The organism is Janthinobacterium algoris (genome assembly GCF_051380935.1).
Classification (GTDB): domain Bacteria; phylum Pseudomonadota; class Gammaproteobacteria; order Burkholderiales; family Burkholderiaceae_D; genus Janthinobacterium.
The window spans coordinates 24144-34774 of sequence record NZ_JBNYXZ010000031.1 but is presented as its reverse complement, the minus strand read 5'-3'; the positions used below and the strand labels follow the sequence as shown (position 1 = coordinate 34774).

Here is a 10631-nt window from a genome sequence, read left to right as displayed (position 1 = left end):
TCGTTTGCCATTTGCGCGTCCAAATATTGAAAGTAAACGCCTTTCTTGGCAGGTTTACAAGCAATATTTTTGCCCTACGGCCAAACCGAGCACTAATCCTTCATGCAATCGCCCTGCCCGGGTGCGGTAATCATTTGTTACAGCTAAGTGGGCCAGTCGCGGATAGACTGCGGGCTCTCTGGCAAGATGAGCAAATAGTCACACCGCATTATCCTGACTATGGAGTAAGACCATATTGAAGCTGGGCGTCGCCATCACGGCCGAACTGGCCGGCGCCGGCGAACTGACTTTGCACGCGCGCGATCACTTTGTCGCCGCAGTTTGCGCGTGCGCAATGGCGCCGCTGATTTGCGTGAACGTGACTTCAACGGCACGGTGCAGAGAGCGTGCGCATGTGCGTGTGCGCGGGAAGGGGGAAGGGGGACGTTCGCGCGTCTGGAGCGCCTGAGCAACCGCATCTCGTCGGTGCGCGCAGTGCGCTGATGCGGGGCAGGTAGTACGCCAAATGGCAATAACCGGCTCGCGCAGGGCCTGTTATTGCTTTTGGTAACAATTTGTTGACCTTTTTTCATACTTTGTTACACCGTTTTTTCTACGGATGGCTACACTGACATCAGTTGTCTTGTCGATCATGCATTTGTCTTGATTGACCTTGGAAAGCGCCGGCGACCTTCCGCGCGGGCGAGCACTTGTTACACTAGCATCCTGGCGCAACAGCCAGCTAAATCATCACCAAAGAATGAAGAATGGAGTTAATCATGACGGGCCCTTTCAAACACGCGCTGGCATGCGCGGCGACCTTGCTGCTTTCGCTGGGAGCCCATGCGGCCGCCCACGCGGGCGATATCACCTTGTTCGAAGACGTTGATTTCCGGGGCCGCGCCGTGAACCTGCGCGAGACGACAGACGAGCTGTCGCGCTTTGGCTTCAATGACAAGGTGTCGAGCATCCTGGTGCGTTCAGGCACCTGGGATGTGTGTACCGACGCCGGCTTCCGTGGCAGATGCAAGACCTTGGGGCCGGGCGAATACCGCTCGATGCCGGGCATGAACGACGCCATCAGTTCAGTGCGTGAAACGGGGCGCGGCGATGGCTACAATCCGGGACGCCCCGGACGCGACCCAGACCGTGGCCATGGCGGCTATGGCCGTGGCGGCAGCCTGGAGGTGTATTCGGGCGCGGGACAGAATGGCGGCTCGGCGCGGCTGAACCGCGATACGGACGATTTCGTCAGCATCGGTTTCAACGACCGCACCACCAGCATCGTCATCCATAACGGCTACTGGCAGCTGTGCAGCGACGCGAACTATAACGGCGTGTGCCGCATCTTCGGGCCAGGCCGTCACGACGACCTGGGGCGCGGCCTCGATGGGCGCGTCTCGTCGGCGCGCATGGTCGACGAGCGCGAAGCGCGGCGCCAGCAGCAGTACGAACAGCCTTACCAGCAGCCGCAATACCCGCAATATCCGCAGTACCAGCAGCCACAGTACCAGGAACGCGGCGCTGTCTTGCTGTTCCCCGAAGCGGGCATGCGCGGCGAGCCGCTGGCGCTGGACCGCAATGCGGAAGACCTGGTGCGCTACAACTTCAATGACCGCGCCTCGTCCATCGTCGTCAACGAGGGCCAGTGGGAAGTGTGCAGCGATTCGAACTTCCGTGGCCGCTGCGAAGTGATCGGACCGGGCGAATACGGTCGCCTGAACGGCATGGAAAACCAGATTTCCTCGCTGCGCCGCGTGCGCTGATTTTCTCCAGCACACATGCTGACAGGCCGCCTGCCGGGTTGATCCCGCCAGGCGGTTTTTACATTCCCAGCCGTGTGCTGACATTTGCTTGCCCTTTGTTACACTCGCCGCCTGCCGCCTGGACTACACTGGCGAAAATGTAATCAGTATTGGAGTTGTCATGGTTCGATCTTTCCGGCCCGCGCTGCTGTGCGCCGCCACCTTCCTCGCTCCCCTTGCCGCATCCGCGGGCGAAATCACCCTGTTCCAGGACGCCGGTTTTCGCGGCCGCCCGGTCACCCTGCGTTCCGACACGGGCGACCTGTCGCGCATGGGCTTTAACGACAAGACCTCCAGCATCATCGTGCGCTCGGGCACCTGGGAAGTGTGCAAGGACGCCAATTACCGGAGCAACTGCCGCGTGCTGCAGCCTGGCCGCTACGACAGCATGCCGGGCATGAACGACGCCGTGTCCTCGGTGCGCGAAGTGGGCCGCCCGGGCCATGGCGGCGGCGACCACCGTCCCGATCACCGTCCCTACCCGCCGCGCCCTCCGCGTCCGGAGCCGGAGCGTCCTCATCCCGGTTATCCAGGCCATGGCGGCGGACACCGTCCCGACATGAATGGCGCCGTGCTGATGTTCCCCGATGCCGGCATGCGCGGCCGGCCCGTGCGCCTGGACCGCGAAGTGCATGATTTGAGCCGCTATGGCTTCAACGACCGCGCCGAATCGGTCGTCGTTAATTACGGCCGCTGGGAGTTCTGCGTCGATGCCAACTTCCGTGGCCGCTGCGTGGTGATGGGACCAGGCAGCTATGGCCGCCTGCACGGTGGCCTCGATCGCCGCATTTCCTCGCTGCGCCGCGTGCGCTAAGCGTTTCGGCCTTGCCTTCCAGCGCCCGCGTGACCCATGTTCGCGGGCGCTGTTGTATTGTGCGCACGCTATGCCACAGCCAATTCGTGTACTCTTCCCACAGACAGTTCAACCATGGGGAGCAGGCACGGTGGAATACAAGGACTACTACAAGGAGCTTGGCGTCGAGAAGACGGCAACCGAGGCCGAGATCAAGAAGGCGTACCGTAAGCTGGTACGCAAATACCACCCCGACGTGAGCAAGGAACCGGACGCCGACAAGCGCACCAAGGCCCTGAATGAGGCTTACGGCGTCCTGGGCGACGCAGAAAAGCGCGCCGCCTACGATGAACTGGGGCGTAACCAAGGCGCCCAAGGCCAGCCATTCCGGCCCCCGCCGGACTGGGGTTCGGGCTACGAATCGTCGGGCGCCGACGACAGCGACTTCTTTGCCGACCTGTTTGCCCACGTGGGCGGGCGCCGCCGCGCCGGCGGCAGTTTCCAGATGCAGGGCGAGGACAGCCACGCCGCCATCACCATCGATGTGCACGACAGCTATCAGGGCGCCAAACGCCACATCGTCATGCGCGTGCCCGAAGCGGACGCGCAAGGCCATGTGGTGACGCGCGAGCGCACCCTGGAAGTGACGATACCGAAAGGCGTCACGGAGGGCCAGCAGCTGCGCATGAAGGGCCAGGGCCATCCTGGCAGCGGCGGCGCGCCAGCCGGCGATCTGTATCTGGAAATCCGCTTCCAGCCCGATGCACGCTACAAGGTGGAAGGGCGCGACGTGTTCGAGACGGTGCCCGTCACGCCATGGGAGGCGGCGCTGGGCGGCGAAATCGATGTGCCCACGCCATCGGGCACGGTGGCAGTCACCGTCCCGCCCAATTCGCAGACGGGGCGCAAGCTGCGCCTGAAGGGGCGCGGCATTCCCGCCGCCCAGCCGGGCGACTTGTATTTACTGCTGGAAGTGGTGCTGCCGCCGGCAAACGACGACAAGGCGCGCGAACTGTATGCAACCATGGCGCGCGAGATGGCTTTCAATCCGCGCCAGAAGCTGGGAGGGTAAATCATGACAAACAAGGTAATTGGCGAATTGCTCGAAGACCGTGCCCTGAGCCTGGAAGAACTGGCGCGCGCCTGCGCCGTGGAGCCGGACTGGGTGGTGCAGCACGTGCGGACGGGCGTGCTGCTGCAGGACGGCCCACCAGCGGGGCAATTGACGGCCTGGCGCTTCACCAGCCTGGACCTGGTGCGCGCGCGCCGCCTGCACGAAATTGAATCCGTGTTCGACGCGAATGCCGAACTGGCCGCGCTGGTGGTCGATTTGTCGGAAGAAGTGGCGCGCCTGCGCCGCCGCCTGCACGTGCTGGGCGTCGATTAGACCATTCGCCCTTAGGCCGGCTCGCCGTGCCGCTGCACGGTGATCCGGCCAATGTAGAATTGCCCATCGACGACGACCCTGTGCGGGATGCCGGCCACGTCGAAGCCGGGGCCGCCGTCTTCCATCCATTCCTGCGCCACGGAGTCGAACTGCTGCGGCGTCATGCGCAGCATCTGCGCCGTGATGACGAAGCGCGCGCCAGGTTTTTGTTTGTTGACGAAGTCGTCGATGCCGGCCATGGTGGTTCCTTATCAATGTATGCGCGCATGATACCTGCCTGCGCGCGCTTCTAGAAGACTTGCTCCAGTAATGGCAACTGCTCCGCAAAACGCTCGGTGAGCCACTTGCCCGCCTGGCCGGGCGGCGTGTCGGCGCGCTGGATCAGGTAAATCGGATAATTCTCGCCCTTGTCGACGGCCAGCGGCAGGTGCACCAGCCGTCCTGCCGCCAAATCCTCGCGCACCATCGCTTCGGGCATGTTGCCCCAGCCCAGGCCCGCGCGCAGCAAGGCGTGCTTGGAACCGAGGTCGCCCAGGCGCCAGTTGCGCAATCCCAGCACGCCGAAATCCTGGCCCTGCGTCAGGTCGCTGCGGTCGCTGAGCACCAACTGCACGTGTTCGCGCGCCACGTTGGAGGCAATCGGTCCTGCCTGCAGCGCCAGCGCGTGGCTGGGCGCGGCCACGGGAATCAGGCGCACGTGGCCCACGGCCAGGCGCTCGAAGACGCTGGCCGTGGCCGTCATCCAGCCACCGAGGCCGATGTGACAGCTGCCATCCATCACCAGCTGCGCCACGGCGCCCATGGCTTCGATGCGCAGGCGCAGGGCGACGGTGGGGAACTGCGCCTGGAACGCTTCCAGAACGCGTACCAGCACGCAGGTGGGAAACATCACGTCGACCACCACCGATACCTCCGCTTCTAGCCCGCCGGCCAGCGCCTTGGCGCGCGCGCGCATGCCATCGACCTTCAGGGCCACGGCGCGCGCATCGGCCAGCAGGGCCTTGCCCGCGTCCGTCAGGGTGGGCTTGCGCTTGCTGCGGTCGAGCAATACCACATTCAGTTGTTCTTCCAGGTTGGCGATGGTGTAGCTGATCACCGACTGCGTGCGGTGCAGCTGGCGCGCCGCGTGGGCGAAGCCGCCCGCGTCGATGACGGCGACGAACACGCGCAACTGGTCGAGCGAAGGCTGGCCCGGTTCTCTCATGGCAACTCCATATCTAGAATTTCGATGCTAAACATTTATATTTATACGGTTTCATCGATGGTAGACCCGAACTATGCTGTGTGCAAGGGCTGCGACATGGTCCATCCCGTCACCCATTTCCACAGGAGCAATTCATGAGCAAGGTCTTACACATCAATAGCAGCGTGCGTAACAGCGGTTCCCTGTCGCGCCAATTGTCCGGCGAATTCGTCGCGAAACTGGCTGCGCAAGGGGCCAGCGTTGTCGAACGCGACCTGGCCTTGCAGCCCGTGCCGCACCTGACGGAAGAGGTGATGAGCGCCTTCTTCACGCCGGCCGAACAGCGCAGCGCGCAGGCGGCTGCGGCCGTGCAATTGTCCGATACCCTGGTCGATGAATTGCTGGCCGCCGACGTGCTGGTGCTGGCCGCGCCCATGTACAACTTTTCCGTGCCCTCGACCCTGAAGGCGTGGATTGACCACGTGGCGCGCGCCGGCCGCACTTTCCAGTACACGGCCACCGGCCCCGTCGGCCTGGCCACGGGCAAGAAAGCGCTTATTTTCACGGCCAGCGGCGGCGTCTACAGCGCAGGTCCGGGCGCCGCGTATGACTACCTGAGCACCTATCTGCGCACGGCGCTGGGCTTCATCGGCATCACCGATATCGAGTTCGTGCAAGCCGAAGGCGTGGCCATGGGCGAGGACGCCGTCGCCAGTGCGATCGCCAAGGGCCGCGCTTCGATCGAGGCCCTGGCTGCCTGAGCCAGGTCTCCAGGGGATTGCCAATCTGCCATGGTTGACATAAGCTTGCCGGCGGCACGCCCCGTGTCAGCCCGGCGAGCGGTTCGCCATGAAAGTCTCCCATGCACAAGTTGGCAAGCGCAGTACTGTTCGGATGTTCCCTGCTGGCGGCAGGGACTGTGCAGGCGCAAACTGCGCCAGTGGCGCCGCCCCACGTCGGCCGCGTCACTTCCACGCCCGAGGATATCCGCGCCATCGAAAAGGTTGTCGCCGACTTCCAGGCGGCCTTGATCGCCAAGGATGTCAAGCTGCTGTCGTCGCTGATGCTGCACACAAACATCCTGTTCGCCGCGCCGGCCGACGACGGTTTCATCAAGAAAATGCGCGATACGACGGACGTTCACTTCGACGGCATCGGAGCGGCCGGCTATGTCGGTTTCGCCAACTTCATCAAGCGCGAACCCTTGCGCACGGAAGAAAAATTCTACAACGTCAAGATCACCCAGGACCGCCATGTGGCGTGGGTCAATTTCGACTATGAATTCCTGGTCGGCGAAAAATTGTCGAACTATGGCGTGGAAGCGTGGCAAATGGTTAAGCGCGACGGCGAATGGAAAATCCTCAGCGTCGTCTGGTCCATGCATGCCGCTGCCGAGGCAGGAAAATAGGCGCCAGCCATGCTGTGTCAATCGCGCGGCAGCTCGCGGATTTCCACCGTGCCACCTGCGTTCAGTACAGGGTTGCCCAGCAATAATTTTTTCGCATCGTCTATACTTTCAGCTTGCACACGTAGATAGCCTGACAAGTGTGGCGTGACTGGCCTGGCCTGACCTGACCGATGCACGCAGATGCCGGGCCCGATGGAGCTGCCACCGCAGAAGCGGCCACTGGCCCTGAGCATGGCGAAGTAGTCTTGCCAGGCGGAAGTGGCGCTGTCCATTGGTGTTGCCGTGTCGTCATGCATGAAGATGATGTAGTCATTCATCTTTTTCTCCTGTGCCGCGTGATAAAAAGAGAGCTGAATTAAGTATCCTGAGCAATCGCGAGCGCATGGTTTTACCCTCACCGCGTCAGTCCGTAGAGACAAGCTGTCCGGCCATGTCATTTTTGGAGCGCACATCGTGCCGATAAAGTATGTTGATTTTTATGAAGTGAATTACACGGCAGAGCGCTTGCGCGGCTGCAAGCTATGGGGCGCCTACGTCGCCATCTACGCCCCCTCGCCCAACCCCATGCACCGGGTGAATCTGCTGCGCAAGCGCCGGGTGTTGGCTGACCACCAGTTTACAACGGAGGCGGACGCCATGGCGGAAGCGGGAGAGGTGGCCGTCAAGCTGGTCGAGCGGCGCCGGCGCCGTTATGTCTTCCATCCCTGATGCCACTGCGCCGCATCCTGCAGTGCGCGCCATGGCAGGATCTGCACGCGGCCGGAATGCACGGCTTCCAGCTCCACGTGCGTGATGGGTTCATCCTGCGTGGCTGTTGCACATAGCTTGATGACGAGGAAGTGTTTTTCCTTGTTGGCAGGCGTGACGGCTGTCCATTTGCTGTTCAGTAATTTATTCGGACGCAAGTTATTGTGATTGGCAAGCTTCATGGTGGCCCCTGGATTGGCGTGATGGCGATGTTGCCATTATCATGCAACTTCCCGCCACGCACGAGGACCGCCATGAAACGCCAGCTGCACCTGCTCGTTATCGACCCGCAAAACGATTTTTGCGACTTGCCCGCCGAATGGCTGCCTGCCGGCGCCGCACCGGCGCTGGCCGTGCCCGGCGCCCACGCCGATATGCTGCGCGTGGCGCAGCTGATCCGTGAAGGGGGCAGCGGTTTGACGCAGATCAGCGTGACGCTCGATGCCCATCACCGCTACGACATCGCCCACCCCGCCTTCTGGCGCACGGGCGATGGCGCTCCCGTCACGCCGTTTACCCAGATCAGCGCGCAGCAGGTGCGCGACCGCCTGTTTTTGCCCGCCGCCAGCGGCGCTTTGCCGCGCGCGCTGGCCTACCTCGATGCCTTGCAGCAAGCGGGCCGCTATCAGCTGATGGTGTGGCCCGTGCACTGCGAGATCGGCAGTTGGGGCCAGAATATCCATGCGGCCGTGCGGGCCGCCTATAACGGCTGGGAAGTGGATCAACTGCAAGTAGTGGCCAAGCTGAGCAAGGGTTCCAACCCGTGGACCGAGCATTACTCGGCAGTCATGGCGGAAGTGCCCGACGCGCAAGATGCGGCCACCCAGCTGAACCTGGATTTCCTCGCCACCTTGCTGCCGGCGCAGCAGATTTATGTTGCCGGCGAAGCGGGTAGCCACTGCGTGAAAGCCAGCACGGAGCATATCGCCGACTACCTGCAGGCGCAGCAAGGCAAGCCGGCCCTGGCGCGGCTGGTGCTGCTGACCGACTGCATGAGCCCCGTCACGGGTTTTGCAGCGCAGCAGCGCGACTTCCTGGCTGCCATGCAAGAGCGCGGCGCGCGGCTGGCCACTTCCGCCGATGTCTTGCCCGAATTGCTGGCCAACGCGCGGCACAACGCGGCTGCCTGAGCCACTGTCGAACGTGCCCAGCTGAAATGCTTGCGGTGGCGTACTATTCTGGCTTCAGGAAGTTGGAGAAAACACACATGACCCCGATAGTGCGCAGTTTGCTGGAAACCGATCTGTATAAATTTACAATGTGGCAAGCCTTGCTGCACGGTCATCCGAATACCCATACCGAATACGAATTTGTCTGCCGTAACGCCACCGCCTTTCCCCTGGCTGAACTGAAGGGCGAACTGGAAGTACAGCTCGACCACCTGTGCTCGATGTCGTTTGCCGACGACGAGCTGGCCTATTTGCGCACCCTGCGCTTCATGAAGAGCGATTTCGTCGACTTTTTGACGGTCTTCCGCTTCCAGCGCAAGTTCATCGAGGTCAGCACGGATGGCGACACCCTGCTGGTGCACGCGGCCGGGCCGCAAGTACACGTGATGGGTTTCGAGATTTTCGTGCTGTACATCATCAACGAACTGTATTTCCGCCGTTTCGACCTGGACGCGGCCATGCGCGAAGGGCGTCACCGCCTGGGCTTGAAAGTGGCGGCCGTCAAGGAATTCGGCAAGCTGCCGCGGCGCAAGCATCCATTTGAATTTTCCGATTTCGGCGTGCGCCGGCGTTTTTCCGGCGCGTGGCACGACGAGGTGGTGCAGCGCCTGGCGCAGGAAGTGCCGGAATATTTTAAAGGCACGTCGAATGTGTACCTGGCAAAAAAACTGGGCATCGTGCCGATCGGCACCATGGCGCATGAATACATGCAGTCATTCCAGTCGTTCGGCGTGCGCCTGCGCGACTTTCAAAAGGCGGCACTGGAAGACTGGGTGCAGGAATACCGTGGCGACCTGGGCATCGCCCTGACCGACGTGGTCGGCATGGATGCCTTCCTGGCCGACTTCGACCTGTATTTCGCCAAGCTGTTCGACGGCTTGCGCCACGATTCGGGCGACCCCGTCGAGTGGGGCGAAAAGGCGCTGGCCCACTACGCGGCCCTGCGCATCGACGCCAATACCAAGCGCCTCGTGTTTTCCGACGGCCTGGACCTGGACAAGGCCTTTGCCCTGTACCAGCACTTCGCCGACCGCATCATGACGGGCTTTGGCATCGGCACCAATCTGACCAACGATGTGGCTTTGACGCCGCTCAACATTGTCATGAAACTGGTGCGCTGCAATGGCCAGTCGGTGGCGAAATTGTCGGATTCGCCGGGCAAGACCCTGTGCAAGGATGAAACCTTTCTCGCCTACTTACGGCAGGTGTTTCACCATCCCGCCGTGTAAGCGCTGACATAAGCTACTGCGCGTCGCAATTTGCGGCCTCCGATGCTCACTGCCTCGGCGGCCCCGTGCCCAGCACAGTTCCGCTTCTCGGCCACAACTTGCTGCCGCTCGCTACGCTTCTGTCGGGCGCTTGATTGTCGGTCTAGAAGCCTGCGACCACCGTGTTCATGTGCTCGACCTGGGGCGGGGCGGCGAAAAATTCGCCGACCAGACCGCGCCATGCCTGGAAGTCGTCGCTGCCGCGGAAATGCACGGTATGGTCTTCGAGCGTCGTCCAGCCGACCACCAGGCGGTAGGCGTCGCCATTTTCGATCGAGCGCTCCAGGCGCATGGACTCGCAGCCGCGCGCGCGCTGGAACAGGGGCACGGCCTTGGCGACGGCCGCCTCGAAGGCAGCATGCGTGGCCGATTTGATCTGGATATGGGCAATTTCAAAAATCATGGCAAGTTCCACTGTGGAATGAAGGAAGCTTGATCTTGCCATAATTTGGCCGCGCGAGGGAGGACCGCGCTCAGTGCGCGGCCGCTTGTTCGCTGCCATCCGCCTCGCCATCACCCTTGCCATCGTTTGCGGCCAGCATGGCTGGCCGTGCGCTGTTCGATGTCGCTGCCGCCATGCGCCTGCACGATGGCGGCGGCCCGTTCGCTGTCCCCGGCCTGGTGCACGGCGACGACAAGGCGGAACATGCCGCGCCACGTCGCCTTGCCCTGCACGGGGACGGCCTCGTCGTCGACTGTGTCGAGTTCGACTGCGTGCGCGGGGAAACCTTGCTCCAGCAGCGCGTTGCGGGCCTGCTGCGCATCGGCAAGCTGGTCGAAGATGCGGATCAGGGCAGGCGAAACAAGGGGGCGGGTGGAGGTGCTCATGGCCAGGCTTTCCAGTAGGGATATTTGAGTTTGACCTGCAAGCCTGTAAAAAATTCTGCCTCAG

At 62.4% G+C, this 10631-nt stretch carries 15 protein-coding genes; 9 read left to right on the top strand and 6 right to left on the bottom strand.

Annotation, left to right across the window (positions count from 1 at the left end):
- The first annotated feature begins 758 nt into the window (after positions 1 to 758).
- The 4 genes from ACQ4W7_RS28405 to ACQ4W7_RS28390 all read left to right on the top strand — a co-directional run bounded on the left by ACQ4W7_RS28405 (position 759) and on the right by ACQ4W7_RS28390 (position 3964).
- Positions 759 to 1745: a beta/gamma crystallin family protein gene (locus tag ACQ4W7_RS28405; protein WP_426072678.1), complete on the top strand. Its 987-nt coding sequence runs from the start codon at positions 759 to 761 to the stop codon at positions 1743 to 1745.
- A 160-nt stretch (positions 1746 to 1905) separates the two neighbouring features.
- Entirely contained in the window at positions 1906 to 2598 is a 693-nt protein-coding gene (locus ACQ4W7_RS28400) for a beta/gamma crystallin-related protein (protein ID WP_426072679.1), read from the top strand.
- 130 nt (positions 2599 to 2728) lie between these two features.
- The gene (locus tag ACQ4W7_RS28395; protein WP_436535049.1) at positions 2729 to 3649 is read left to right on the top strand and encodes a DnaJ C-terminal domain-containing protein; all 921 of its coding nucleotides are present in this window, start codon (positions 2729 to 2731) and stop codon (positions 3647 to 3649) included.
- A gap of 3 nt (positions 3650 to 3652) precedes the next feature.
- A complete protein-coding gene (locus ACQ4W7_RS28390; protein WP_436535047.1) occupies positions 3653 to 3964 on the top strand; it encodes a chaperone modulator CbpM in 312 nt (103 codons plus the stop codon).
- Positions 3965 to 3975: 11 nt separating this feature from the next.
- Here ACQ4W7_RS28390 and ACQ4W7_RS28385 read toward each other — a convergent pair whose 3' ends face one another.
- Positions 3976 to 4203, bottom strand: coding sequence for a hypothetical protein (locus ACQ4W7_RS28385; RefSeq protein WP_426072682.1), 228 nt, complete (start codon positions 4201 to 4203; stop codon positions 3976 to 3978).
- 50 nt (positions 4204 to 4253) lie between these two features.
- Complete coding sequence (locus tag ACQ4W7_RS28380; RefSeq protein ID WP_426072683.1) at positions 4254 to 5168, bottom strand: LysR family transcriptional regulator; 915 nt, start codon at positions 5166 to 5168, stop codon at positions 4254 to 4256.
- Between the two features lie 134 nt (positions 5169 to 5302).
- Between ACQ4W7_RS28380 and ACQ4W7_RS28375 the strand changes: the two genes are divergently transcribed.
- Positions 5303 to 5908, top strand: coding sequence for an FMN-dependent NADH-azoreductase (locus ACQ4W7_RS28375; RefSeq protein WP_426072684.1), 606 nt, complete (start codon positions 5303 to 5305; stop codon positions 5906 to 5908).
- Positions 5909 to 6009: 101 nt separating this feature from the next.
- Entirely contained in the window at positions 6010 to 6555 is a 546-nt protein-coding gene (locus ACQ4W7_RS28370) for a hypothetical protein (protein ID WP_426072685.1), read from the top strand.
- 17 nt (positions 6556 to 6572) lie between these two features.
- Here ACQ4W7_RS28370 and ACQ4W7_RS28365 read toward each other — a convergent pair whose 3' ends face one another.
- Positions 6573 to 6872: a YciI family protein gene (locus ACQ4W7_RS28365; RefSeq protein WP_436535044.1), complete on the bottom strand. Its 300-nt coding sequence runs from the start codon at positions 6870 to 6872 to the stop codon at positions 6573 to 6575.
- A gap of 136 nt (positions 6873 to 7008) precedes the next feature.
- On the opposite strand from ACQ4W7_RS28365, the gene ACQ4W7_RS28360 reads away from it, so the two are divergent.
- Positions 7009 to 7263: a hypothetical protein gene (locus ACQ4W7_RS28360; protein WP_426072687.1), complete on the top strand. Its 255-nt coding sequence runs from the start codon at positions 7009 to 7011 to the stop codon at positions 7261 to 7263.
- Here the strand turns inward: ACQ4W7_RS28360 and ACQ4W7_RS28355 are convergent.
- Positions 7245 to 7484 (bottom strand): TIGR02450 family Trp-rich protein, encoded by a 240-nt coding sequence (locus tag ACQ4W7_RS28355; RefSeq protein ID WP_436535041.1) that lies wholly within the window; start codon positions 7482 to 7484, stop codon positions 7245 to 7247. The genes ACQ4W7_RS28360 and ACQ4W7_RS28355 overlap by 19 nt on opposite strands.
- 72 nt (positions 7485 to 7556) lie before the next feature.
- Here ACQ4W7_RS28355 and ACQ4W7_RS28350 point away from each other — a divergent pair, with 72 nt between their 5' ends.
- Positions 7557 to 8432 (top strand): cysteine hydrolase family protein, encoded by an 876-nt coding sequence (locus ACQ4W7_RS28350; RefSeq protein ID WP_436535039.1) that lies wholly within the window; start codon positions 7557 to 7559, stop codon positions 8430 to 8432.
- A gap of 77 nt (positions 8433 to 8509) precedes the next feature.
- Positions 8510 to 9700, top strand: a complete 1191-nt coding sequence (gene pncB, locus ACQ4W7_RS28345) for a nicotinate phosphoribosyltransferase (protein ID WP_436535037.1) — start codon at positions 8510 to 8512, stop codon at positions 9698 to 9700.
- 142 nt (positions 9701 to 9842) lie between these two features.
- On the opposite strand, the gene ACQ4W7_RS28340 is transcribed toward pncB, so the two are convergent.
- Positions 9843 to 10142 (bottom strand): antibiotic biosynthesis monooxygenase family protein, encoded by a 300-nt coding sequence (locus ACQ4W7_RS28340; protein ID WP_426072691.1) that lies wholly within the window; start codon positions 10140 to 10142, stop codon positions 9843 to 9845.
- Between the two features lie 110 nt (positions 10143 to 10252).
- Entirely contained in the window at positions 10253 to 10567 is a 315-nt protein-coding gene (locus tag ACQ4W7_RS28335; protein ID WP_436535035.1) for a hypothetical protein, read from the bottom strand.
- Positions 10568 to 10631 lie beyond the last annotated feature (64 nt).

Excerpts from the sequence above, each read along its gene's own strand:
- ACQ4W7_RS28390 (WP_436535047.1), top strand. The coding sequence starts at position 3,653 with ATGACAAACAAGGTAATTGGCGAATTGCTCGAAGACCGTGCCCTGAGC.
- ACQ4W7_RS28370 (WP_426072685.1), top strand. The coding sequence starts at position 6,010 with ATGCACAAGTTGGCAAGCGCAGTACTGTTCGGATGTTCCCTGCTGGCG.
- ACQ4W7_RS28385 (WP_426072682.1), bottom strand. The coding sequence starts at position 4,203 with ATGGCCGGCATCGACGACTTCGTCAACAAACAAAAACCTGGCGCGCGC.
- ACQ4W7_RS28365 (WP_436535044.1), bottom strand. The coding sequence starts at position 6,872 with ATGAATGACTACATCATCTTCATGCATGACGACACGGCAACACCAATG.
- ACQ4W7_RS28340 (WP_426072691.1), bottom strand. The coding sequence starts at position 10,142 with ATGATTTTTGAAATTGCCCATATCCAGATCAAATCGGCCACGCATGCT.
- ACQ4W7_RS28380 (WP_426072683.1), bottom strand. The coding sequence starts at position 5,168 with ATGAGAGAACCGGGCCAGCCTTCGCTCGACCAGTTGCGCGTGTTCGTC.
- ACQ4W7_RS28335 (WP_436535035.1), bottom strand. The coding sequence starts at position 10,567 with ATGAGCACCTCCACCCGCCCCCTTGTTTCGCCTGCCCTGATCCGCATC.
- ACQ4W7_RS28375 (WP_426072684.1), top strand. The coding sequence starts at position 5,303 with ATGAGCAAGGTCTTACACATCAATAGCAGCGTGCGTAACAGCGGTTCC.
- ACQ4W7_RS28350 (WP_436535039.1), top strand. The coding sequence starts at position 7,557 with ATGAAACGCCAGCTGCACCTGCTCGTTATCGACCCGCAAAACGATTTT.
- ACQ4W7_RS28355 (WP_436535041.1), bottom strand. The coding sequence starts at position 7,484 with ATGAAGCTTGCCAATCACAATAACTTGCGTCCGAATAAATTACTGAAC.
- ACQ4W7_RS28405 (WP_426072678.1), top strand. The coding sequence starts at position 759 with ATGACGGGCCCTTTCAAACACGCGCTGGCATGCGCGGCGACCTTGCTG.
- ACQ4W7_RS28400 (WP_426072679.1), top strand. The coding sequence starts at position 1,906 with ATGGTTCGATCTTTCCGGCCCGCGCTGCTGTGCGCCGCCACCTTCCTC.
- pncB (WP_436535037.1), top strand. The coding sequence starts at position 8,510 with ATGACCCCGATAGTGCGCAGTTTGCTGGAAACCGATCTGTATAAATTT.